General features: G+C 38.6%; 23 protein-coding genes, 2 pseudogenes and 1 other annotated feature. Of the genes and pseudogenes, 2 read left to right on the forward strand and 23 right to left on the reverse strand.

All coding sequences use genetic code 11. The annotated features are described in order from the left end of the window. Window positions 1-62 precede the first annotated feature (62 nt). From BHF70_RS06500 to BHF70_RS06605, 23 genes and pseudogenes are all read right to left on the reverse strand, one after another. Complete coding sequence (locus BHF70_RS06500) at window positions 63-437, reverse strand: TnpV protein (RefSeq protein WP_075759482.1); 375 nt, start codon at window positions 435-437, stop codon at window positions 63-65. Between the two features lie 54 nt (window positions 438-491). Beyond that, window positions 492-632, reverse strand: a pseudogene (locus tag BHF70_RS06505) (macro domain-containing protein); the annotation flags it as partial. A gap of 63 nt (window positions 633-695) precedes the next feature. Then, window positions 696-890 carry a hypothetical protein gene (locus tag BHF70_RS06510; RefSeq protein WP_075759483.1) on the reverse strand — a complete coding sequence of 65 codons (195 nt, stop codon included), beginning with the start codon at window positions 888-890 and terminating at the stop codon, window positions 696-698. An 8-nt stretch (window positions 891-898) separates the two neighbouring features. Continuing rightward, on the reverse strand, window positions 899-1123 hold the full coding sequence (locus BHF70_RS06515; RefSeq protein ID WP_075759484.1) for a hypothetical protein: 225 nt from the start codon (window positions 1121-1123) through the stop codon (window positions 899-901). 27 nt (window positions 1124-1150) lie between these two features. After that, window positions 1151-1315 (reverse strand): hypothetical protein, encoded by a 165-nt coding sequence (locus BHF70_RS12460; RefSeq protein ID WP_158024880.1) that lies wholly within the window; start codon window positions 1313-1315, stop codon window positions 1151-1153. A gap of 308 nt (window positions 1316-1623) precedes the next feature. After that, window positions 1624-3093, reverse strand: a pseudogene (lysS, locus tag BHF70_RS06520) (lysine--tRNA ligase); the annotation flags it as partial. 15 nt (window positions 3094-3108) lie between these two features. Further along, entirely contained in the window at window positions 3109-3588 is a 480-nt protein-coding gene (gene greA / locus BHF70_RS06525) for a transcription elongation factor GreA (protein WP_075759486.1), read from the reverse strand. 84 nt (window positions 3589-3672) lie between these two features. Beyond that, the gene (gene dusB / locus BHF70_RS06530) at window positions 3673-4671 is read right to left on the reverse strand and encodes a tRNA dihydrouridine synthase DusB (RefSeq protein WP_075759487.1); all 999 of its coding nucleotides are present in this window, start codon (window positions 4669-4671) and stop codon (window positions 3673-3675) included. Continuing rightward, window positions 4658-5422, reverse strand: coding sequence for a type III pantothenate kinase (locus BHF70_RS06535; RefSeq protein WP_075759488.1), 765 nt, complete (start codon window positions 5420-5422; stop codon window positions 4658-4660). The genes dusB and BHF70_RS06535 overlap by 14 nt, the downstream gene beginning before the upstream one ends. Window positions 5423-5425: 3 nt before the next feature. After that, window positions 5426-5755, reverse strand: a complete 330-nt coding sequence (locus BHF70_RS06540; protein WP_075759489.1) for a DUF6145 family protein — start codon at window positions 5753-5755, stop codon at window positions 5426-5428. 26 nt (window positions 5756-5781) lie between these two features. Next, window positions 5782-6762, reverse strand: coding sequence for a biotin--[acetyl-CoA-carboxylase] ligase (locus BHF70_RS06545; protein WP_075759490.1), 981 nt, complete (start codon window positions 6760-6762; stop codon window positions 5782-5784). Window positions 6763-6773: 11 nt separating this feature from the next. Next, the gene (argF, locus tag BHF70_RS06550; RefSeq protein ID WP_075759491.1) at window positions 6774-7712 is read right to left on the reverse strand and encodes an ornithine carbamoyltransferase; all 939 of its coding nucleotides are present in this window, start codon (window positions 7710-7712) and stop codon (window positions 6774-6776) included. A 118-nt stretch (window positions 7713-7830) separates the two neighbouring features. Continuing rightward, window positions 7831-8481 (reverse strand): SGNH/GDSL hydrolase family protein, encoded by a 651-nt coding sequence (locus BHF70_RS06555; protein ID WP_075759492.1) that lies wholly within the window; start codon window positions 8479-8481, stop codon window positions 7831-7833. 99 nt (window positions 8482-8580) lie between these two features. Beyond that, window positions 8581-9312 carry an amino acid ABC transporter ATP-binding protein gene (locus BHF70_RS06560; protein ID WP_075759493.1) on the reverse strand — a complete coding sequence of 244 codons (732 nt, stop codon included), beginning with the start codon at window positions 9310-9312 and terminating at the stop codon, window positions 8581-8583. Further along, complete coding sequence (locus BHF70_RS06565; protein WP_075759494.1) at window positions 9302-9988, reverse strand: amino acid ABC transporter permease; 687 nt, start codon at window positions 9986-9988, stop codon at window positions 9302-9304. The genes BHF70_RS06560 and BHF70_RS06565 overlap by 11 nt, the downstream gene beginning before the upstream one ends. A 15-nt stretch (window positions 9989-10003) precedes the next feature. Next, window positions 10004-10768 (reverse strand): transporter substrate-binding domain-containing protein, encoded by a 765-nt coding sequence (locus BHF70_RS06570; RefSeq protein ID WP_334292854.1) that lies wholly within the window; start codon window positions 10766-10768, stop codon window positions 10004-10006. A 65-nt stretch (window positions 10769-10833) separates the two neighbouring features. Next, window positions 10834-11766, reverse strand: a complete 933-nt coding sequence (locus BHF70_RS06575) for an SPFH domain-containing protein (RefSeq protein WP_075759496.1) — start codon at window positions 11764-11766, stop codon at window positions 10834-10836. Continuing rightward, the gene (locus BHF70_RS06580) at window positions 11766-12305 is read right to left on the reverse strand and encodes an NfeD family protein (RefSeq protein WP_075759497.1); all 540 of its coding nucleotides are present in this window, start codon (window positions 12303-12305) and stop codon (window positions 11766-11768) included. Before BHF70_RS06580 ends, BHF70_RS06575 begins: the two co-directional genes overlap by 1 nt. Before the next feature lies 1 nt (window position 12306). After that, window positions 12307-13080 (reverse strand): TrmH family RNA methyltransferase, encoded by a 774-nt coding sequence (locus BHF70_RS06585; RefSeq protein ID WP_075759498.1) that lies wholly within the window; start codon window positions 13078-13080, stop codon window positions 12307-12309. Window positions 13081-13087: 7 nt separating this feature from the next. Then, window positions 13088-13732: a potassium channel family protein gene (locus BHF70_RS06590; protein ID WP_075759499.1), complete on the reverse strand. Its 645-nt coding sequence runs from the start codon at window positions 13730-13732 to the stop codon at window positions 13088-13090. Window positions 13733-13752: 20 nt separating this feature from the next. Then, entirely contained in the window at window positions 13753-15114 is a 1362-nt protein-coding gene (locus BHF70_RS06595) for a TrkH family potassium uptake protein (RefSeq protein WP_075759500.1), read from the reverse strand. Between the two features lie 131 nt (window positions 15115-15245). Then, the gene (gene pfkA / locus BHF70_RS06600) at window positions 15246-16235 is read right to left on the reverse strand and encodes a 6-phosphofructokinase (protein WP_075759501.1); all 990 of its coding nucleotides are present in this window, start codon (window positions 16233-16235) and stop codon (window positions 15246-15248) included. Window positions 16236-16318: 83 nt separating this feature from the next. Continuing rightward, the gene (locus BHF70_RS06605) at window positions 16319-19774 is read right to left on the reverse strand and encodes a DNA polymerase III subunit alpha (RefSeq protein ID WP_075759502.1); all 3456 of its coding nucleotides are present in this window, start codon (window positions 19772-19774) and stop codon (window positions 16319-16321) included. 194 nt (window positions 19775-19968) lie between these two features. On the opposite strand from BHF70_RS06605, the gene BHF70_RS06610 reads away from it, so the two are divergent. Both BHF70_RS06610 and BHF70_RS06615 read left to right on the forward strand, forming a co-directional pair. Then, window positions 19969-21324 (forward strand): UDP-N-acetylmuramoyl-tripeptide--D-alanyl-D-alanine ligase, encoded by a 1356-nt coding sequence (locus tag BHF70_RS06610; protein WP_075759503.1) that lies wholly within the window; start codon window positions 19969-19971, stop codon window positions 21322-21324. Between the two features lie 107 nt (window positions 21325-21431). Then, window positions 21432-21676: a binding site (T-box leader), on the forward strand. A gap of 113 nt (window positions 21677-21789) precedes the next feature. Further along, window positions 21790-23502 carry a carbon starvation CstA family protein gene (locus tag BHF70_RS06615; protein WP_075759504.1) on the forward strand — a complete coding sequence of 571 codons (1713 nt, stop codon included), beginning with the start codon at window positions 21790-21792 and terminating at the stop codon, window positions 23500-23502. The last annotated feature ends 54 nt before the right edge of the window (window positions 23503-23556 follow it).

A 23556-nucleotide genomic window follows, 5' to 3' on the forward strand; every position in this document is an offset into this window, starting at 1 on the left:
GTCAAGCTGACAAACTAAAGCAGAAAAAGCGGCAGGATTTCCCCCTGCCACTAATCATCTGTTTATGCAAAAATAATTTCCTTTTCCACAATCTCCCTCGCACAAGCCCTTATGTTATTGAGGCATCCTGTCCATTCTAAGGCGTTTTCTGCCTTTAGCTGTTCCGTTATGCCCTGTGCCTGTTTCATACTCTCTATGAGCCTTTCAAAGCGTTCCTGTGCCTGTCTGTTGATGTCGGCAAGGTAGGCGTTTAGCCTGCCGCTTGTAAGAAGATTGGTGTATGTAACTTTACGGTACTGTTTTAGATAATCTAAATGCCGTTGCCCCCAGATGCCTATTGCCTGTTCTTCTTCGGCGGGTACAGTTAAGCACGGTATCAAATAATCCCCTTGCCTTTCGTATTTGCCGCCCAGTTCCTCAAATAATGATTTTGCCATTGTCTGTTACCTCCACATTCTTTTTTATTTTGAATGTCCGCAAAATCCGTCCTACATCGGTCCAACAGTATGTATCACATAATCACATGGCAGATTATAAGCTTTTGTAATCTTTGCCTCTCCAGTCTCGCATCCATGAAGAGTCCTGCACTCTGCTAAAAGCTCCGGTCCTGCTGCCCGATGAATTGCCCCATCACCTGAATACTTTTCAGATTACCAAATCCATCATACTTATCGTATATAGCAAGACATACATTTTCATTTGTAGTCTTCAGACACTTCCATAAACTCTCGCTTCCCACAGATATAATCTGCATATGCCAGTTCCGGATCTTTTCCTTTAAACACGATACATAAACCACACATATCACAATCCGCTATGCACCTGAAAGTGTCTTTTATATATTTTCTTCGTTCATCTTCCGTAGAAGTTGCTATCTTAGGTGTTCTCATTGTATCATCTACTTTACCATGCCGGATTTACTTCTATATTCCTCATTTAGTTGCCGCAGTTCCTTCTCTCCATTAATATATGGTTCATAAAATGTGTCAACAGAACCACCACCTAGATTGTCGCATCCATTGCAAAAATCACAGGCACCACCGCACTGGTTAAGCCCTTCCTGCACAATATGAATGCGTTCTTCTTTTGTGGTATCCTTTATCAATAAACTTTTTATTTCCATGCTAGATTCCTTTCTGCCTATTGCTAATCATATGACTTCATATTTCCCTTCAATTCCCAGGAAAGTGCATCCAGACGAAGGAGAATCTACATCTGTAGGCACTGTTGCAGGTACTGATGCTGCAACTGATACCCTGAGAACACCAAGCCAGAACATTACAAACAAGACAAATAAAATACTTTTCTTTTTCATAATATCCCTCCGTTTTTCTTTAAGATATCCCCTTTATATGGGCGTTCCTGAGTGTCAAAGTTGATAAAGAAGTTTATGTTATCTGGTACTATAAACTCTCTGGTTCGTTTCTCTTAGCATAACACTCTTCCACCAAGCATAGCAAAATTATATAGACTATATTTAGTATACCATAGATAGAAAGAGTATTGTACACCAAACAAAGGATTAGCCTTCCGATACAAATACCACCTTATCTATCCCAGCACGTAAAAAGACACCACTGCCTATATCACTATAAGCAATGATGTCTTAAATTTTTATTTATCCAAACTCTTCATCGTCGGGAACAGTAATACATCTCTGATCGCTGATGAGTCTGTCAGCAGCATTACCATTCGGTCAATTCCGAATCCGATTCCACCTGTTGGTGGCATACCGATTTCCAGTGCATTCAGGAAATCTTCGTCTGTTGTATTTGCCTCTTCATCTCCCTGAGCAAGAAGTTCTTCCTGAGCTTTGAAACGTTCTCTCTGATCGATTGGATCATTTAACTCAGAGTAAGCATTTGCCATTTCCCATCCGTTCATAAAGAACTCAAAACGTTCTACATATTCCGGATTTTCTGGTTTTTTCTTTGTTAATGGTGAAATTTCGATTGGATGATCCATTACGAAAGTTGGCTGAATCAGCTTATCTTCTACAAATTCTTCAAAGAACAGATTCAGGATATCACCTTTCTTGTGACGTTCTTCATACTCTACATGATGTTCGTCTGCTAATTTTCTTGCTTCTTCCACCGTTGTAACTTCGTTCCAGTCAACACCTGCATATTTCTTTACAGCATCTACCATGGTAATTCTTTCGAAAGGTTTTCCAAGATCCATTTCAATACCATTGTATGTGATAGTTGTGCTTCCTGTTACTTCCTGTGCAAGGAAACGGTAAAGATTCTCTGTCAGATCCATCATACCATGATAATCTGTATATGCCTGGTATAATTCCATCAGTGTAAATTCCGGATTATGTCTTGTATCTACACCTTCATTACGGAATACACGTCCGATTTCATATACTTTTTCCAGTCCGCCAACAATCAGTCTCTTTAAGTAAAGTTCCAGTGAAATACGAAGTTTTACATCTTCGCTCAGTGCATTATAATGAGTTTCAAAAGGTCTGGCTGCTGCACCTCCGGCATTGGCTACCAGCATTGGGGTTTCCACTTCCATGAATCCCTGTCCGTCCAGGAAAGAACGAATCTTGCTGATAATCTTTGAACGTTTGATGAATGTATCTCTGGATTCTTCGTTCATGATCAGGTCAACATATCTCTGACGATATCTTGTATCTGTATCTGTCAGACCATGAAATTTTTCCGGAAGAGGACGTAAGCTCTTGGAAAGTAAAATTACTTCTTCTGCATGAATAGATTTTTCTCCTGTCTTTGTAGCAAAGACTTTTCCTTTAATTCCAATAATATCACCGATATCCATTTTCTTGAAATCTTTGTATTCTTCTACTCCGATTTCATCTCTTGCCACATATGCCTGAATACGGCCCTGAAGATCCTGAATATTACAGAAAGAGGCTTTTCCCATGACACGTTTGAACATCAGACGTCCGGCAACGGCTACTTCCTGTCCTTCCAGTTCCTCGAAATTATCTTTGATTTCCATGGAATGATGTGTCACATCATATTTCATAATCTCAAAAGGATTTTTTCCTGCTTCCTGCAGGTCAGCAAGTTTCTGTCTTCTTACTTTGATCAATTCGTTTGTATCTTTCTTCTGTTCTGCCACTTTTCCTATTTCCTCTTACTTTCTCTGTACGTCGATGACTCTGAATTCGTTCACCTGATTAATTCCTTCAACCTGAACTACATCTCCAATCTTAGCTCCTAATAAAGCTCTTCCGATCGGTGCTTCGTTGGAAATCTTATTCTTCAGGATATCTGCTTCTGTAGAACCTACAATGTGATATGTTACTTCTTTTCCTAATGTAATATCTTCCAGAACAACTTCACATCCAAGGCTGATAACACCTTTTTTGAATTTTTCATCAATTACTTCTGCATTTTTCAGAATCTTTTCTATTTCTTCGATACGTGCTTCAATATCACGCTGTTCGTCTTTTGCTGCATCATATTCTGCGTTTTCTGATAAGTCACCCTGCTCTCTTGCTTCTTTGATCTTCTGGGCAACTTCTTTACGTTTAACGACTTTTAATTCCTGTAATTCATCTTCTAATGCCTTCAAACCGGCTGGTGTTAAAATATTCTTCTTTGCCTCTGCCATGACACTCTTCCTTTCGTTCTTATTGTTAACTGATTTATTATATCTTAATTATTTAAAGAAATCAATTCCTTTTCTTCCCATTCCTTATGAACAGGATTCTGCTTCAGCTAAATACTGGTTAAGTAACTGCTCCAGTTCTTCATATGTTTTGGTGTGGTTTACTCTGTCTCTTAATTTCGCTGCTCCCGGAAACCCAAAAGTATACCAGGATACATGCTTACGCATCTCCCTGATTCCAATATACTCACCTTTAAATTCAATCATCATCCGGCCATGACGAAGCATCATCTCTACCACTTCTTTGAGCTCAGGTCTTGGAAGCTTTTCCCCTGTTTCAAAATAATGAAGCATCTCATGGAAAATCCACGGATTTCCTTTGGCTCTTCGTCCAATCATAAATCCATCACAGTTGGTCTCTTCCTTCATTCTCACTGCATCTTCCGGACAGGTAATATCTCCATTTCCAATGACAGGAATATTTACTGCTTCTTTTACCTGACGGATAATATCCCAGTCTGCTTTCCCGGAATAATACTGTTCTCTTGTTCTTCCATGGACCGCTATGGCAGCCGCCCCATTTTCCTCTGCTATTTGTGCCATTTCAACTGCATTTACATGTTCATCATCAAAACCTTTGCGGATTTTTACAGTAACAGGAATATCAACGGCATCTGCTACCGCCTTAATTACCTGTCCTGCCAGCTTAGGATTTTTCATCAAAGCTGATCCATCTCCGTTATTAACAATTTTAGGAACCGGGCAACCCATATTAATATCAATGATCTGATATCTTCCATCATTTACCTTTTGTGCCATCTGCCCCATGATTTCCGGATCAGAGCCAAAAATCTGAATGGCTGCCGGCTGTTCCTGGGGACATGTTTCCATTAAAGGCGCTGATTTTCGGTTGCCATAATACAATCCCTTGGCACTGACCATTTCCGTGCACATAAGACCAGCTCCCTGTTCTTTGCACAAAATCCTGTATGGAAGATCCGTCACCCCTGCCATAGGTGCAAGAGCAAAAGGATGTTCAACTACAACATTTCCAATAACCAATGGTTCTAATTTACTGTTTTTCATAGATTATCTGTAATCCCTTCAGTGTCAAATCTTTATCATAGTAATCAATCTCATCTACTGTTTTTGCGACCATTTTTCCAAGTCCGCCTGTAGCTATAACTTTCATATCTTTAAATCCAGTCTGTTCTTTCATCTGATGGATAATGTGTTTTGCTTCCCCTATGACACTGTAAAACAATCCGGCCTGCATGCTGCTGACAGTATTAGTTGCCAGAATTGTTTCCGGTGTTACAATTTCAATTTCAGGAAGTCTTGCCGCCCCCTGTACCAGTGCATTGGCTGCCGTACGGATTCCAGGTACGATAACTCCTGCCAGAAATGTTCCATCTTCTGTTACCACATCATATGTAGTTGCCGTTCCATAGTCGATGACAAGTGAAGGACCGCCGTACAGCTGATACCCTGCCACAAGATTTACGATCTTATCTGCTCCCACTTCTCTCGGATTCATTCTTCCAAGATTGATGCCTGTCTTCACTCCCGGCCCTACAATAATTGGTTTAATATTAAAATATTTCACCAGTCCATTAACCAGAGAATGCATGATATTTGGTACAACTGAGCAGATTACGATTGCCTTAACCTGATCCTTGTCCAGACCCTTTGCACTGAGCAGATCAGAAATAATCATTCCAAATTCATCAGAAGTCCTTGGAATCTTTGTTGTAATACGAAATGATTCGATAATTTCTTTTCTCTGAAAAACTCCTATTGTTATATTTGTATTTCCTACATCTAATGCCAATAACATACCTTATACCTCTTCCCCTAAAAAGAATACCTTGTAATACATTTCAAGAGATTCCCATAAATCTCTTTTTTCCTGCTGCATTTCTTTCATTTTCAATGCACTTCCAATTTCATCATAAAAAAAATCATTATCTTCTGCACGTGTTACAAAAGATAATGTGCCATCCTCATCAAATTCCAGTGTTAAAATCCCACCTACTTCTTCGGTGTAAAGGACGCATGCGATCTTCAGTTCATTTTTTACCTGTTCCGGCAATCCCTGAAAATCCTCATTAAGATAATATTTTTTCTGATATCCGTTGGAACCACAGAGTGTTACTTTATCCTGATACATAATCTGCCCTCCGATGGATGCTTTTATTAAACATATCCCAGTATTCCCCGGACAGAAACTTCTCCGGATAATACAGTTTGTTCTCTTCCAAAAGCATCTTCTACGATTAATTCTCCCTGACTGTTTATTCCCTTGGAAAGAAAGATCTCTTCTTTTGCTCCTCGAACAACTTTCACTTTCTGATTCATGTGAATCAGAAGTTTATTATATTCCTCTGTAAATTTTGATAAATCTTCTGTTTTTATGAATTCTTCATAATATTCTTCAAAACATTTCAGTACTTTTGCTGCCAATGGAGCTCTTTGAATTTTTTCTCCATATTCAATCTGCAGAGATGTTGCCTTATCCTTTAAATCTTCTGGGAATCCTTTCATATTTACATTAATTCCCAGTCCTACAACAATGTAATTTACCTCATCCATCTGCATACTCATTTCAGTAAGAATTCCACAAACCTTTTTTCTATTTATGATAATATCATTGGGCCATTTTATACTGCTTTCAATCCCGGTGATTTCATAAATAGCCCTTTCCACAGAAAGTGCTGCAAGCAGCGTGAGCATGGAACTGTTCTCAACTGCAATATCTGGACGAAGCAGAAAACTCATCCATATACCACAGCCTGCTTCTCCAAGCCAGCTTCTACCTCTTCTGCCTCTTCCCATAGTCTGTTCTTCACAAATAGCTACTGTTCCATGGGGTGCTCCTGCCTCTGCCAGGCGACGGATTTCAAGATTGGTAGAATCCAGAGCATCAAAACACTTTAGCTGTTTCCCAAGCCATTTTGTATTAAGGCAGCTGGAAATTGCTTCTGATGAAAGAAGATCCGGACTGCTTACAAGACGATATCCTTTATTGGTCACTGACTCGATCTCATATCCTTCTTCTCTTAAGGCTTTGATATGCTTCCACACTGCAGTCCTGGAAACATTAAATTTATTACAAAGCTCCTGACCGGAGACATATTCTCCGGTCGCTTTCAATTCTTTCAGAATTCTAGTTTTCATGATGTTTTGTTTTATTCTCCTAATGTTGCTACCATAACCGCTTTGATTGTATGCATACGGTTTTCTGCTTCATCAAAGATTACAGTTGCATATTCTTCAAATACATCTTCTGTTATTTCATTTCCTTTAACTGCTGGCAGGCAGTGCATAACAACTGTTGTGTCTTTTCCTGTCATATTCATCATTTCACGATTTACCTGATATGGTCTTAAAATTGCCATACGTTCTGCTGATTTTTCTTCTTCTCCCATAGATACCCATACATCAGTATAAATACAGTCAGCATCTTTCACACCTTCTTCTACATTATCTGTAAATGTAAGGGTCGCTCCTGATGCTTTTGCATATTCTTTACACTGTTCAACCAGTTCTTCTTCCGGCCACAGGCTCTTAGGTGCCAGACATATGAAATTCAGTCCCATTTTTGCACATCCGATCATAAGAGAGTTTGCTACATTGTTTCTTCCGTCTCCTGCAAATACAAAATTCAGTCCTTCTAATTTACCAAATTGTTCTTTTAATGTAAGAAAATCTGCCAGAACCTGTGTTGGATGATATTTGTCTGTTAATCCATTCCATACAGGTACTCCACTGTATTCTGCAAGTTTTTCCACATTTTCATGAGAGAATCCACGGAATTCAATTCCGTCAAACATTCTTCCCAGTACTCTTGCTGTATCTTCTACAGACTCTTTATGTCCAAGCTGGATATCATCCTTTCCAAGATATTCCGGATGTCCACCTTCATCTACGCACCCGATGGTAAAAGAACATCTTGTTCTTGTACTTGGTTTTTCAAATAATAATGCTATATTTTTACCTTTCAGGCTGTTACCTGTAATTCCTTTTTTCTTATCTGCCTTTAATTTTTCTGCCAATTCAATGAAATATCCAATTTCTTCCGGTGTAAAATCCTTCAATGTCAGAAAATTTCTTCCTTTTAAATCCATCTTTAGTTCCTCCGCTTTCTTACAATTCAGGCATATATATTCAGGCATTTTTTTATGCCATATGCTTATATGGTACTTATTATATATGAACCAATCCTTGAAAACAACCCTGAGACCGCTAGATTTCAAGGATTTCTCGACATTTAACTGTAATTGCCTTTCCCAGTTTCTCATGTCCTTTGGCAGACAAATGACATGCATCAAGTTTTGACGGCTCTGCATATCTGGCTGCATCCATAAAATCTATTCCATACATATCTGCATATTGTTTATATATTGGTGCCAGACGTCTGGAATATTCAATTCCTCTTTCATATCCCATTTCTTCTCCACTGTCTATTTCACATAAATTATCTCCTAAATAAATAGGCGATACCAGAAGAATCTTTGCCGGCTTTTTATCCTGTCTTTTTTCCGGTGTTATAGATAAAATCATTTTAATTAATCTTTCTATAGCTTTCCCGATATCTGCAGGAGTGGCCTGAAATCTTATTTTCAGATCATTGGTTCCAAGCATTAATACCACCAGATCAATGGGCCCGTGACTGTGCAGGCAGGGATCCAGATATGTTACACCATTTCTACCCGGTCTGATCTCATCTTCAAAACATGTGGTTCTTCCATTTAATCCCTCTGGAATGACAATAGCCTTTCCGGAAACATTTTCCTGCAGGATACTGGTCCACCTTTGTTCATAAGGATACCGGAACCCATTTTCCGGGTTATATCCATAAGTATTAGAATCACCAAAACATAAAATTGTTTTCATATTGTATCTCCTTTCCTATGTAATGAAAAAGACATCCCAGGCAAAACAATCTGCACAAGCGCAGTGCAAAAGCATTTTGCGGGGATGTCTTTTAAATTTTTATAATACCTGATTAAGGAAGTTTATGGTTCTCTCTTCTTTTGGATTTCCTAATACTTCTGCAGGTGTTCCCTGTTCTACGATATACCCTCCATCCATAAAGATAATACGATCTGCCACTTCTCTTGCAAATCCCATTTCATGAGTTACCACAACCATGGTCATACCCTGTTTTGCCAGAGTCTTCATTACATTTAATACTTCTCCTACCATCTCTGGATCCAGAGCTGATGTAGGTTCATCAAATAACATAATATCCGGATGCATTGCCAGTGCCCTTGCAATGGCTACACGCTGTTTCTGCCCTCCGGATAACTGTGCCGGATAGGCATCTGCCTTCTCAGATAGTCCAACATCTTTTAACAGACTTTGACCTACTGCAATTGCCTGCTCTTTTGTCATTTTCTTTAGTTCCACAGGTGCCATGATTATATTTTCCATGACTGTCTTATGCGGAAACAGATTAAAATGCTGGAAAACCATTCCGATATTCTCACGGACTTTATTGATATCTGTATTCTTATCTGTAATATCAAAACCATCGATAATCACCTGGCCTCCAGTAATGGATTCCAGACGATTTAAACATCTTAAGAAAGTACTTTTACCAGATCCGGAAGGTCCTATAAGACAAACTACCTCGCCGTCTTTTACTTCCACATCCATTCCTTTTAATACTTCAAGCTTCCCAAAGCTCTTTACCAGTCCCTTGACAACTACTTTATTTTCCATATGACATTCTCCTTTCCAGAACCTTAGCCACCTTAGAAAGGATCGTACAGATTACTAAATAGTAGGCAGCTGCAATAACATAAACTGTTAAAACAGCAGCTGATTCATTGGCTGAAATCATCTTGGCATTCATTGTCAGTTCACGAATTCCAATAACAGAAATCAGTGATGTATCTTTCAATGAAATAATAAACTGATTGATGATAGATGGAAGCATAGTACGAATTGCCTGAGGAAGTATTACTTTGCTCATAGCTTTTCCATAAGGCAAGCCAAGGCTTCTTGCAGCTTCCATTTGTCCTTTATCTACAGATTCGATTCCTCCACGGACAATTTCTGCCATATAAGCACCTGCATTTAAACTTAATGCAATAGCACCAGCAGTAAATACTCCGCCAAGTTCGTTCCAGCTGATATTAAATACTGGCTTTAAAATACTCATACCAACACCATAATACATAATAAATACCTGTACGATCAATGGTGTTCCACGGATAATGTCAATATAAATGCTGGAAATAATATTTAAAATTTTTGTTTTGGCAATACTGAACATACCAAAAATGATTCCAAGAATACTGGCACATACCAATGATACTAATGTCAACTGTAATGTCAGAATCAGTGCTTCATTGAAGGTCGGTGCGTATTTTACTAATAGCTGTATAAAATTCATGTCCTAACCTCAGTTCTATTTTTCTTTTGCGTATTTATCAACAATTTTCTGATATTTACCGTTGTCTTTGATTTTCTTTAATCCGCTGTTAAATTTATCTAATAATTCACTGTTTTCACCTTTTTTAACTGCGAATCCATATTCACTACCTTCATCAGAGATAAATGGTACTTCTAATTTCTGTCCTTTTTCCTGAATTTCATAATTCATAACAGGGAAATCTTCAAAACATGCTACTGCATTACCAGATACAACTTCCTGATACATTGTAGGAGATGCATCGATCTGTTTTACTTTGAAATCATATTTCTTAGCCATTTTTTCTGCATAAGCTGCTCCAACAGTACCAACTTTAGCAACTACATTTTTTCCTTTTAAATCTTCTAAAGTGTCAATATCAGATCCTTTTTCTGTTGCAAAACATACTTTAGATGTATAGTAGGAATCAGAGAAATCATATTTTTCTTTTCTTTCATCGGTAATAGACATACCTGCAATCATTCCATCGCTCTGTCCTGATTCCACAGCTGCCATAGCTGCATCAAATCCTACAGCCTCAACTTCATATTTAAATCCTTCTTCTTTTGCAATTGCATCTAATAATTCCAGGTCAATTCCGACTCTTTCACCATCTTCATTTTCAAATTCAAATGGTGCAAATGTTGTATCAGAAGCGATTTTATATGTTTTTTCCTTTTTACTGTCATCTGATTTGCTTCCACATGCTACAAGACTCATTCCCATCACTGCTGCCAGTGATAATGCCAATACTTTTTTCAATCTCATGTCATATTCCTCCTAAATATTAATTCTTCGTTAAGCTTCTATTAGCTCATCGTAATATATTATACATTAATATTATCATTTTGTCCAATTTCCGTTACCGATTTCACCATTCCGGCTAAACTTTGTATTTCTGAAGGAATAATAATCTTTGTTGCCTTTCCATCAGCGGCCTTAGCGAAAGCTTCCAGACTCTTAAGCTGGATAACCGCATCATCTGCTCCGGCATTTTTGATAAATTCAATTCCCTGAGCATTGGCCTGCTGGATTGTACGAATTGCTTCTGCCTGACCTTCTGCTTCACGAATGGTTGCTTCTTTCTGTGCTTCCGCACGTAAAATGGCAGATTCTTTTTCTCCCTGTGCCTGTAAAACAACAGATTCTTTCTGTCCTTCTGCACGTAAGATAGCAGACTTTTTCTCTCCTTCTGCACGAAGAATTGCTTCTCGTCGTTCTCGCTCTGCTTTCATCTGTTTTTCCATGGCATCCTGGATTGCTGCCGGCGGAATAATATTTTTCAATTCCACACGATTTACTTTAATTCCCCATGGATCCGTTGCCTCATCAAGAGTTGCCCTCATCTGCGTGTTGATGGTCTCTCTGGAAGTCAGTGTTTCATCCAGTTCCAGATCACCAATAACATTTCGCAGTGTTGTGGCAGTTAAATTCTCAATGGCCATAATTGGATTTTCCACCCCATAACTATATAGCTTTGGATCCGTAATCTGAAAATATACCACTGTATCAATCTGCATGGTTACATTATCTTTTGTTATCACCGGCTGAGGTGGAAAATCTACCACCTGCTCCTTCAGATTCACTCTTTTTGCAACTCTGTCGATAAATGGAACTTTAACATGAAGTCCCACTGACCAGGTTCCCTGATATGCCCCTAAACGTTCCACCACATAAGCATATGCCTGCGGCACGATTCGTATGGTTGACAGCATCACTAATACAATTAGTATAATAAGAATCGGTAATACAATAAACATTATAACTCCTCCTGTTTCTCCTCATCATTATCAGATATCCCTTCTGATTCCTCATTCTGCATTTCTTCTTCCACAGGTTCCTCCAGATTTTCTACCGGTTCTACTACAGGTTCATCTACTGGTTCTACTACCAGTTTTACACCTTGTATCTCATGAATCAGAACCTCTGTTTCTTCCGGAATTTCTTCCCCGTTAACAGATCTTGCAGACCAGTCCATTCCATTAATAAATACTGTACCCTTTCCCCTTTTATTATCAATACTATTCTTTACTATGGCATGCTTTCCTATCAAAGCTTCTGCATTGGTTTTTTCTACACTATTATTAAAAAATCTCTGTGCCCATGGACGTGTCAGCATAAATAAAACGCAGGTTACCACAATAAAAACAATCAGCTGAAAAAATAAAGGTGCTCCTAAAAATGCAGTAAATGACGCCACTAAAGCACCTCCTGCAAACCAGATACTGGTGAGACCGAGCGTAAGTATTTCCACAAGTAAAAATACTCCAACAGCTATCAGCCAGTAAATTGTATACATTTTACTCCCCTCCTTCTTCTCTTTGGCGCCTGGCTTCATAAACAAGTAATCCTGAAGCCATGGCAGCATTTAGAGATTCAACTTTTCCCATCATCGGAATTTTAATCATTTTATCTGCTTTTTCTGTTAACTGTCTGGTTAATCCATTTCCTTCATTGCCAATAAAAAAAGCTGATGCCCCTTTAAAATTCTCTTTTGTATAGGTTGCTCCGTCCAGATGTGCTGCATACGTAGTTATATCATTTTTCTTTAAAAAATCTACAGCATCTGCCATCTCCTCCACATAACAGAAAGGAACCCTGAATATAGAACCCATAGTAGAACGAATCACTTTGGGATTATAAATATCTACTGTATCTTTGCTCATAATCAGTCCGGTAATTCCTGCTCCTTCTCCGGTCCTGAGAATGGTTCCAAGATTTCCCGGATCCTGAATATTTTCCAGTACCAGAAGCAAAGGATGCTTCCCAAGAAATTCATCCAGGGAATACTCTTTCATTTTTACAAGCGCCAGAACTCCCTGCGGAGTCATGGTGTCTGAAATTTCTTTCATAACTGAATCCGATACAATCTCCGTATCTTTTTGCTGAAACAATTCGTTATGCTCTCTAAAAAAATCCTCTGTAACATAAGCTTTTACAAACTGATCTTCTGGTATTTCCCGAAACATTCGAATACCTTCCACGATAAACATTTTTTCTTTTTTTCGTTCTCTTGCATTTTTCTTTAATTTTAATATCTGCTTAATTTGTTTATTTTGATTTGTTGTTATCATAAATTTCCTATCGAAGCTTTTCTAAACACTCTTTCCTTCCAATCAAAATGAGATTATTTCCTTCTTTTAATGGTTCCATTGGATTTGGTGCACCGTCAACACCTTTTTTACTTTCAATGGCAATAACATTAACATGATATTTTCCACGAAAATCCAGCTGTGCAAGAGATTTTCCCGCCCACATTTTTCGTACCGGTATTTTTACAATACTTGTATCTGCAGATAGATCAAATAAATCCGTCATTCGTCCTCCAAGAAGATTGTTGGCAATTCTCGCACCCATCTCTTCTTCAGGATAAACGATTTCATCTGCTCCTATTCGTTTCAAAATCTCACCTTTTAATTTTCCATCGGCTTTCGCCATTACATAAGGAACTCCTATTTCTTTTGCAATCATAAGCGCCATTACACTAGCGTCCAGATGTTCTGCTGTGGCAATAACCATTGCATCCATCTCTTCCAGTCCGATACTATGCATAACCTCGTTATCAGAAACATCTGCACAAACTGCACATGTGACTTCTTCTGCAATTTCGCGCACAAGATCTTCGTTTTTATCCACAGCAAGCACCTCTGCTCCGCCTTTCATCAGATTACGTGCAATACTGCTGCCAAATTTTCCAAGTCCCAGTACAGCAATTGATTTTCTCATTTTCCTACTTACCTCCAAACTTATAATATCAATTCTTCTTCAGGATAAGAGAATGACCGTTTCTTTTTCTTCTTCTTTCCAACAGAAAATCCAATAGCCATGGAAATCGGACCAACTCTTCCAAGATACATTGTAATAATGATTATTATTTTACCAAATAAATTCAACTCCGGTGTCATTCCTTTTGACAGCCCTACCGTTGCTAAGGCTGATACACATTCATAACAGGTTGTCATAAATGTCTGATCATCAAATAATAGTAAAAACAAAACCGCCGTCAGAAGAACTGAGAGATTAATCATAATAATTGCCAGTGCTTTTGGTACCAGAACATCTGATACTTTTCTCCTGAACAAGCTAATATCATCTTCTTGTTTTGCCACTGTGACAACACAATAAATAAGGATTATAAAGGTAACTGTTTTTACTCCACCTGCGGTTCCCACCGGTGATCCTCCAATGAACATGAGAATCATAGAAATCAAAGATGAACCCTCTGACAGCCCGGCCTGCGGTATCGTTTCAAATCCTGCTGTACGAGTAGTCACAGACTGAAACATAGATGCCATTAATTTCTGTCCCACATTCAGATCTTTCATTGTTTCCGGATTATTAAATTCAAATATAAAGATTAAAACAGTTCCTGCAATAATCAAAAACAGCGTTGCCGTTATAGCAACTTTGCTGTGAAATCTTAATTTATCCCAGGCACGCTTCACAGTACACTTTCTGTATATTAAATCCTTTAATCCATGGTACATATCTTTCCATACAATAAATCCAAGTCCTCCAAGAACAATGAGTCCCATGGTTGTAAAATTAATGACCGGATTGGTGACATAGCTCCTTAAACTATCCAGCTGTACAATATCCATTCCCGCATTACAAAATGCTGAAATAGAGTTAAATATCGATGCCCAGATTCCATATCTCCATCCAAATTCCGGTATAAACTGTGTTGCATATAATAATGCTCCAATTCCTTCTACAATAAACGTCCCTACAAATATTTTCTTTACAAGAACTACAAGACCCGACATGGTATTAAGTCCCATGGACTCCTGTATCAGCATCCGGTTACTTAAGCTGATTCTTTTTCCTAACAAAAAAAACATTCCTGCAGTAATAGTAACTACACCTAATCCTCCAATCTGGATCAATACTGCAATGACCAGCTGACCAAAAAAACTCCAATGGGTCATGGTTGTCTCTACTACCAGTCCTGTTACACAGACAGATGTTGTTGCTGTAAAAAGTGAGTCGATATATGGTGTCATCTGACCGCTTTTTGAAGAAACAGGAAGCATCAAAAGTACGGATCCAATCATAATCGTCAGTAAAAATCCCAGTAAGATTACCTGTACCGGTTTCAAACGTTTCATTGATAAACCCCTTTCTTACTTTCTTTTGTATTCTTACAGAAAATCCACCGGAATTGCCTGTAAGAATACAAAAGAAAAGCAGACTCCTTCTCTAAAAGGAGCCATACTTTTCTCTTATTGTTTCTCTTCTTCTATTTTCCTAACAGATGTGCAATCTGTAACTGATAATCATCAATATGTTTTTCCATAGAAAGACCTTCCATGATATCCATATCCATGAATTTACCATTCTGATATCCTACAACGCGGTTTGTTTTTCCTGCACAAAGAAGATCCACGGCATAGGCACCCATCATAGATGCATATACACGGTCTTTTGCAGTTGGGCTTCCACCACGCTGCATATGTCCCAGAATTGTTGCTCTTGTCTCGATACCTGTTGCAGACTCGATTCTCTTAGCCATGCTGTAAGAATGTCCAACACCTTCTGCATTGATAACCATATGGTGTGTTTTACCACGAGCTCTGTTACGAAGCAGATGTTCAATGATCTGCTGTTCAACTTTAGGAAGATTTCCATCAAAACTTTCAGGAATCAGAATATCTTCCGCACCTGTTGCAATACCGCACCATAATGCGATATATCCTGCACCACGTCCCATAACCTCTACGATACTGCATCGTTCATGAGATGTAGATGTATCACGAATCTTATCGATTGCTGACATAGCTGTATTGACAGCTGTATCAAAACCAATGGTATATTCTGTGCAGGCAATATCCAGGTCAATGGTTCCCGGAACACCGATTGTGTTAATTCCAAGCTCAGCTAATTTTTTAGCTCCCTGGAAAGAACCGTCTCCACCGATTACTACCAGACCTTCAATACCATGTGCCTTACAAATTTCAGCACCTCTTTTTTGTCCTTCTTCTGTTTTAAATTCTTCACAACGAGCTGTGAAAAGGATTGTACCACCTCTTGAAATGCTATCGGCAGTTTCTCTTGGTGTCAGATCAATAATATCTTCATTTAACAATCCATTATATCCCTTACGGATACCTTTAACTTTCAGTCCTCTTTCCAGACCGATTCTTGCAACTGCACGTACTGCTGCGTTCATTGCTGGTGCATCTCCACCACTGGTCAATACACCAATTGTTTTAATTTTTGGTTTTCCCATACGAATATCCTCCAAATTTTACTCACACAATTCCTAACTAGGCTTATTCTAATCTATTTAGTCAAGTTTTTCAATAGTCTTTGTTATAATCCTAACGAACGAAGTCGAATATTTTCTTTTCCGTACCTGTTTTCCAGCTGATAGATCATATCCTGATCTGTTTCCACCATCCAGTCACGTCCAAGACGGTTCACCGCCTTTTCTGCCTTACAATATACAATGACCGGACTTTTTCCCGGATAAACCTTTAATTCTTCTTTTAGCCACTGTTCTTCCCGGAAATAAGTGTTTTTATCAGGAAACTGTATCCACAGCTCTTTTGCCACTTCCTGAAAAGGTACAATCTGATTGCATATCAATTTGCTTTCTTCTTCAGATACAGAAGCAATTCCTTTTATAAAAACTTTTGCATCTTCCTTTAAGATTGACTGACAGGATGCATACTGACGCGGAAAAACAATAACTTCCACAGTTCCTCTTAGATCTTCCAGTGTTAAAAATGCCATATTCTGATTCTTTCTTGTCAATTTAACATTAATATCACTGATGATTCCACCAATGATACAGCTTTGCTGATCATGAATCACAGTTTTTCCTGTTTCCTCATCTATAACAAAATCAGCAGTACTTGCATTGGTGTTTCTCTCCAGCATTTCCATATCATCATCCAAAGGGTGTCCGCTTACATAAATACCAAGGACTTCTTTCTCCATCGCCAGCAACTGTTCTTTTTCATATTCACCTACATCAGGATAATGAATCTGGAAAGTCTCCTGATCCTCTTCTGACAGCAGATCCATCAGACTCATCTGACCGGCAATTTCATTTTTGCGTTCCTTTTGTATATTGTCCAATACTCCGGCATAAACAAACATCTGTTGTTTTCTTGTGACACCAAAACCATCTAAAGCCCCTGATTTTATAAGATTTTCCATAGTTCTTTTATTCATCTCCCTGCTGGATAATCTTTCTACCAGGTCATTAAGATCTCTGAAAGTCCCATGTTCCCTGCGTTCTTTTATAATAGCTTCAATAACAGGCTTTCCAAGACTTTTTATAGCTGTCAGTCCATATCTGATATTTCCATGATCAACAGAAAAAGAACCTTCTCCCCTGTTAATATCCGGTGGCAGAATCTGTATTCCCATTTTTCTGCAGGCATAACTATATTCTGCGATTTTTGAAGTATTTCCAAGAACAGAAGTCAGCAATGCTGCCATAAATTCCACCGGATAATGACATTTTAAATATGCTGTACGGTAAGAAACCACCGCATATGCTGCTGCATGGGATTTGTTAAATGCGTATTTTGCAAAATCCAGCATTTCATCCCAGATATGGTTAGCAGTTTTTTCATCGATTCCATTATGAATGCAGCCGGGAATTCCTTCTTCTTCATTTCCATAAACGAAATTCTGACGTTCTTTCATCATAACGTCACCTTTTTTCTTGGACATGGCACGCCTTACAAGGTCACTTCGTCCTAAAGTATATCCAGCCAGTTTCATTACGATCTGCATAACCTGTTCCTGATAAACAATACATCCATAGGTCGGTTCCAGAATCTCTTCCATTTCCTCACATTCATAATGTATGCTCTCTGTACTGTTTTTTCCTTCAATATAACGAGGAATAAAATCCATTGGACCTGGACGGTAAAGAGAAATCCCAGCTATGATATCCTCCATATTGGTTGGCTTTAATTCCTTCATGAAACTTTTCATTCCGGAACTTTCCAGCTGAAATACCCCCTCTGTATGACCGTTTCCAATCATCTCATATACTTTTCTGTCATTTGGATTAATGGTACTGATATCAAAATCCGGTTTTGACCTTTTGACCAGTTCCACTGCATCCTGAATAACCGTCAAAGTTCTCAGCCCAAGAAAGTCCATTTTTAAAAGCCCCAGTTCTTCGATGGTGGTCATGGTAAACTGGGTAGTCACTGCATTATCTGCTCCTGTCGCCAACGGTACATATTCATCAATAGCACGTTTTCCAATAACGACACCAGCTGCATGCATGGATGCATGTCTTGGCAGTCCTTCCAAACGTCTGGACATCTCAATCAAATGTCTGGTTTCCTCATCTTCCTCATACACCTTCTTCAGATCTGAACTGATTTTTAACGCCTTATCAATGGTAATATTCAATTCATTAGGAATCATTTTGGCGATACTGTCAACCTTCGCATATGGAATGTCCAGTACTCTTCCTACATCACGAATAACCATTCTTGCCGCCATGGTTCCAAAAGTAATGATCTGTACAACCTGATCTTTACCATACTTCTTTACCACATAATCGATCACTTCTTGTCGTCTTTCATAGCAGAAGTCCACATCGATATCAGGCATTGATACACGCTCCGGGTTTAGAAAACGTTCAAAGAGAAGCTGATATCGTATAGGATCAATATCTGTTATCTCCAGGCAATAGGCGACTATACTTCCTGCAGCAGAACCTCGTCCAGGACCCACTGCAATTCCATGCTCTTTGGCATAATGAATAAAATCCCAGACAATCAGAAAGTAATCTACATATCCCATATTTTCAATGGTTGTCAGCTCATAATCCAGACGTTCTCTCAACTCATCTGTAACCTTCTGATATCTCTGCTGAATTCCTTCCTGACATAGATGCTTCAGGTATGATACTGCCGTAAATCCTTCAGGAACATCATATTTAGGTACTTTCTGTTCTCCAAATACGATTTCAACATTACAGCGTCTGGCAATCTTTTCTGTATTTTCAAGAGCCTTTGCAGCATACGGAAACAATCGTTTCATTTCCTCTGGTGATTTCAGATAATACTGTCCTCCCTCATACCTCATTCTATCTTCATCCTGAACTTTTTTACCTGTCTGGATACATAAGAGAATATCATGAGCTTCCACATCATCCTTGTATGTGTAATGTATATCATTGGTGGCTACCAGATCAATTCCTGTTTCCTGAGACATTTTCAGTAAAGCAGTATTTACTTTTGTCTGCTGGCTGATTCCATGATCCTGAAGTTCCAAAAAGAAGTTACCTTCTCCAAAAATCTCCTGAAGTCCTAAAGCAGCTTTTTTGGCTTTTTCATAATCATCCTGACAAATATAGGATGCCACTTCTCCTGCCAGACATGCACTTAATGCAATTAATCCTTCACTATATTTTCTCAGAACCTCATAATCCACTCTTGGCTTATAATAAAATCCTTCTGTAAATCCTCTGGATACGATTTTCATCAGATTATGATACCCTTGATCATTTTCTGCCAGAAGGACCAGATGATAGTAACGATTCTCTCCCTGCTTTGTGTCCTTATCAAACCTTGAACCTGTGGTTACATATATCTCGCATCCAATGATTGGCTTAATTCCTTCTGCTCTGGCTGCCTTGTAAAAATCAATCACTCCGTACATGGCACCATGATCTGTAATTGCAATACTGTCCATTCCCAGTTCTTTGGTCTGATGGACAAGTTCCTTAATCTTACTGGACCCATCCAGCAGACTGTATTCTGTATGAACATGTAAATGTGTAAAACTCATGAAACTATTTAACTCCTATCGGCTGATCATAAACTTGGGGTCCTGCTTCCCTTTCTTATCTTTTGATTCTATTTACCCTCCTGATTCTTCTTATGATAATTTTAACATATTCCTTATTCTTATGCTATAATCTCATTATAGAACAATCTGAAGAAAAAAGAAAAAAAGCATTTTGCTTGGAATTGAGGTTTTAAATGGAAAATATGACAATAAAAGACATTTTAACTGCTACCGGTGGCACACTTTTGTGCGGTGATCCTTCTATGGTTATTGACAGAATCAGCACAAATTCTATGGAAATGGGCCCTAACACCTTATTTGTTCCAATTATCGGTGAACGGGTAGATGCACACATTTTTATATCCAGTGCCCTGAAAAACGGAGGTGCTGCCCTGACTCAGGAACATGAAGAAGCCTCAGGTGAAGCCCCTTATATTAAAGTTCCTGATACATTAACAGCTATGCAGCAGATTGCCGCTTATTATCGTAACAAAATGTCTCTTCCAATTGTGGGGGTAACCGGAAGCGTTGGTAAAACAACAACCAGAGAAATGATTGCCCATGTCCTTCGCGGCAGCTTCAAAGTATTTGAGACCATTGGAAATCAGAACAGCCAGGTAGGAGTTCCTTTAACTTTAGATCACCTTTCCTCAAACGATGAAATTGGTGTTCTTGAAATGGGAATGAGCGAACCGGGACAGATTACGATTCTCGGAAATATCATTCATCCTAATGTTGGCGTAGTGACAAATGTGGGGGTATCTCATATTGAAATGATGGGCTCCAGAGATAATATCTGCCGTGAAAAACTGGATATACAAAACGGTCTTCCTGAAGATGGTATTTTATTCCTGAATGGAGACAATGACATGATCCGGAAACACCTGGATTACGTGAAAAAACCTTATGAATTCTATGGTTTTGCACCTGATTGTACCTATCGTGCAGAAAATATTACAGAAAAAGACGGACAGACCATTTTTGATTTTTGTTATGATAAAATACGTGAAACAGTTACATTGAATGTCCTGGGTGAACACAATGTTTCCAATGCTTTGGCTGCCATGGCAATTGGTCTTCGCTATCATGTACCAATGGAAAAAATCAAACAGCAGTTATCCACATTTTCCGGTCAGCGTCAGAACATTATCAACAAAAACGGTTATACCGTCATTGATGATGCTTATAATGCAAGTCCTGATTCCATGAAAGCAAGCCTTAAAATCCTGTCCAGCTTCCAGACAACAGGAAGAAAAATTGCTGTTTTATCGGACATGCTGGAGCTTGGACCTGATTCACCAAAATATCACCGGGAAGTAGGAGATTTCCTTGTTACAACCTCTGTTACCGATCTTCTTATCACCGGAAATTTATCTCTGGAATTTATAAAAGCAGTGGAAGAAAGTGATTCTCCTATTCATGCAAAACATTTTGCATCCAACCAGGATTTAATTGCATATCTGAAAGAAAATCTAAAAGAAAATGATGTGATTCTTGTAAAAGGATCCAATGGCATGAAATTAAAAGAAGTATCTGCCGCACTGATTTAAGAAACAATCTGATATAGCCGATTTGTATCAGCCGTGTACAAAAAAATGTACACGGCTTTCTATTGACAATTAAAAATCACTGGATTAAACTAAGTTTCAACAAAATACAGTATGCAATGAGCAGGACACATTGATGAATGTACACTTCTTCCAGAGAGCTGCGTTTGGTGTGAAACAGCAGAAGCCATTCATGAACATCCCCTGTGAGCAGTCAACTGAACATGGACTTACCATTAGTAAGTGAGACCGGATTTCTACCGTTATCAGGAAACACATTCACAGGATGTGATAGAGAGATTATAATTTATGTAATAACATGAAGTGGTACCGCGGAATATTTTTCGTCTTCTAAAATGCAAAAGCATTTTGGAAGACGTTTTTTTATTTCAATCAAAAAATGTTCTATTGTATAAGATTGTATTTTGTGTTTTGAATTGTAGTTATATTTTTAGAGGAGTGATTAAAATGAATAGTTTAACAATCGTAGCTATCGCTATCGTTGCACTGGCTGCCGGATATGTTCTTTATGGACGCTGGCTTGCTAAATCATGGGGTATTGATCCAAAAGCAAAAACCCCTGCTTATACACATGAAGATGGGGAAGATTATATTCCAACACCAAAACTGGTTGTTTTCTCACATCAGTTTTCATCTATCGCTGGTGCAGGACCTGTTACCGGACCGATCATCGCAGCAATGTTCGGATGGGTTCCAGTCCTTTTATGGTTGATTATCGGAGGAATTTTCTTTGGAGCTGTTCAGGACTTTACCGCCTTATATGCTTCTGTAAAAAACGAAGGAAAATCCATGGGTATTTTGATTGAAAAATATATCGGAAAAACAGGAAGAAAATTATTTCTCCTATTTTCATGGTTATTTACACTGCTGGTAATTGCTGCATTTACTGATATGGTTGCCAGTACATTTAACGGATTTACCGATACAGGTGTAAAAAGCTCACCAAATGCAGCTGCCGCTTCTATTTCTATGCTGTTTATCGTAGGTGCCATTGTATTCGGTCTCTTTACAAAATACTTTAAGCCAAATCAGGTTGTAGAATTTGTGATTGGTATTGTTTTATTGATTGCCATGCTTGCATTGGGAATTGCTTTTCCACTGTATTTTGGAAAGGCCACATGGACTGGTATAGTTATGGTTTACTTATTCCTGGCATCTGTAATGCCAATGTGGTTATTAATGCAGCCTCGTGATTATTTAAGTACTTTCTTGTTGGTCGGTATGATTGCCGGTGCTGTTCTTGGTGTTTTTGTTGCTCACCCTGCAATGAATTTACCTGCTTTCAACGGATTTAATGTGGCTGGAAAGAGCTTATTCCCAACATTGTTTATTACCATTGCCTGCGGCGCTGTTTCAGGATTCCACAGTCTGGTATCTTCTGGAACATCATCTAAAACAATTAGCAATGAAAAAGACATGCTTTTTGTCGGATATGGTTCAATGATGGTAGAATCTCTGCTTGGTGTCATCGCTTTAGTTGTTGTTGGAGCAGCCGCAGTCGGTGGAAAAATGCCTGCCGGAACTCCTTTTCAGATTTTCTCTGGAAATGTTGCAGGATTTCTGACATTACTTGGTATTCCAAAACATGTGGCTGTATGCTTTATGACAATGTGCGTTTCCGCACTGGCATTAACATCTTTAGACTCTGTTGCACGAATTGGACGTATGTCTTTCCAGGAATTGTTCCTTGGTGAATCAGCAGATGGATCTGACCTGTCAGGATTCAGAAAACTCTGTACTAACAAATATTTTGCTACTGTTATTACCTTATTCTTCGGATTCCTGTTATGTCTTGGTGGATACAATAACATCTGGCCTTTATTTGGCGCTGCCAACCAGCTGTTAGCTTCATTAGTTCTGATTGCATTATCTGTCTTCTTATTGACAACAGGAAGAAAAGGATGGACACTTTACGCTCCAATGTGCATTATGCTGATCGTTACATTCACTGCATTAATCCAGGCAGTTATTGGTATCTTTACAAAGATCTTCGTAACTGGAGGATTTGTATTTATGATTGACGGACTCCAGCTGATCGTTGCCTTACTGTTAATGGCACTTGGATTTATGGTTGCCGTCTCCTGCTTTAAAAAGCTGATTCATAAAAAGGAGAAAGATACAACTCATACAAACTTCCATAAAACAGCTGATGCAAAATAAATTTTATTCCATAGAAAAAAGTGTGTAAGCTCTGATTCGCTTACACACTTTTAT

The organism is Anaerostipes sp. 494a, assembly GCF_001940315.1.
In the GTDB taxonomy this organism is placed as follows: Bacteria; Bacillota; Clostridia; order Lachnospirales; family Lachnospiraceae; genus Anaerostipes; species Anaerostipes faecalis.

Coding starts and splice junctions, on each gene's coding strand:
- BHF70_RS06610 (WP_075759503.1), top strand. CDS start 19,969: ATGGAAAATATGACAATAAAAGACATTTTAACTGCTACCGGTGGCACA.
- BHF70_RS06575 (WP_075759496.1), bottom strand. CDS start 11,766: ATGTTTATTGTATTACCGATTCTTATTATACTAATTGTATTAGTGATG.
- dusB (WP_075759487.1), bottom strand. CDS start 4,671: ATGAAAAACAGTAAATTAGAACCATTGGTTATTGGAAATGTTGTAGTT.
- BHF70_RS06515 (WP_075759484.1), bottom strand. CDS start 1,123: ATGGAAATAAAAAGTTTATTGATAAAGGATACCACAAAAGAAGAACGC.
- BHF70_RS06500 (WP_075759482.1), bottom strand. CDS start 437: ATGGCAAAATCATTATTTGAGGAACTGGGCGGCAAATACGAAAGGCAA.
- pfkA (WP_075759501.1), bottom strand. CDS start 16,235: ATGGGAAAACCAAAAATTAAAACAATTGGTGTATTGACCAGTGGTGGA.
- BHF70_RS06560 (WP_075759493.1), bottom strand. CDS start 9,312: ATGGAAAATAAAGTAGTTGTCAAGGGACTGGTAAAGAGCTTTGGGAAG.
- BHF70_RS06545 (WP_075759490.1), bottom strand. CDS start 6,762: ATGAAAACTAGAATTCTGAAAGAATTGAAAGCGACCGGAGAATATGTC.
- BHF70_RS06615 (WP_075759504.1), top strand. CDS start 21,790: ATGAATAGTTTAACAATCGTAGCTATCGCTATCGTTGCACTGGCTGCC.
- greA (WP_075759486.1), bottom strand. CDS start 3,588: ATGGCAGAGGCAAAGAAGAATATTTTAACACCAGCCGGTTTGAAGGCA.
- BHF70_RS06565 (WP_075759494.1), bottom strand. CDS start 9,988: ATGAATTTTATACAGCTATTAGTAAAATACGCACCGACCTTCAATGAA.
- BHF70_RS06510 (WP_075759483.1), bottom strand. CDS start 890: ATGAGAACACCTAAGATAGCAACTTCTACGGAAGATGAACGAAGAAAA.
- BHF70_RS06535 (WP_075759488.1), bottom strand. CDS start 5,422: ATGTTATTGGCATTAGATGTAGGAAATACAAATATAACAATAGGAGTT.
- BHF70_RS06585 (WP_075759498.1), bottom strand. CDS start 13,080: ATGATAACAACAAATCAAAATAAACAAATTAAGCAGATATTAAAATTA.
- argF (WP_075759491.1), bottom strand. CDS start 7,712: ATGGATTTAAAAGGAAGAAATTTTCTGACATTGAAGGATTTTACACCG.
- BHF70_RS06595 (WP_075759500.1), bottom strand. CDS start 15,114: ATGAAACGTTTGAAACCGGTACAGGTAATCTTACTGGGATTTTTACTG.
- BHF70_RS06590 (WP_075759499.1), bottom strand. CDS start 13,732: ATGAGAAAATCAATTGCTGTACTGGGACTTGGAAAATTTGGCAGCAGT.
- BHF70_RS06580 (WP_075759497.1), bottom strand. CDS start 12,305: ATGTATACAATTTACTGGCTGATAGCTGTTGGAGTATTTTTACTTGTG.
- BHF70_RS12460 (WP_158024880.1), bottom strand. CDS start 1,315: ATGAAAAAGAAAAGTATTTTATTTGTCTTGTTTGTAATGTTCTGGCTT.
- BHF70_RS06605 (WP_075759502.1), bottom strand. CDS start 19,774: ATGAGTTTTACACATTTACATGTTCATACAGAATACAGTCTGCTGGAT.
- BHF70_RS06540 (WP_075759489.1), bottom strand. CDS start 5,755: ATGTATCAGGATAAAGTAACACTCTGTGGTTCCAACGGATATCAGAAA.
- BHF70_RS06555 (WP_075759492.1), bottom strand. CDS start 8,481: ATGAAAACAATTTTATGTTTTGGTGATTCTAATACTTATGGATATAAC.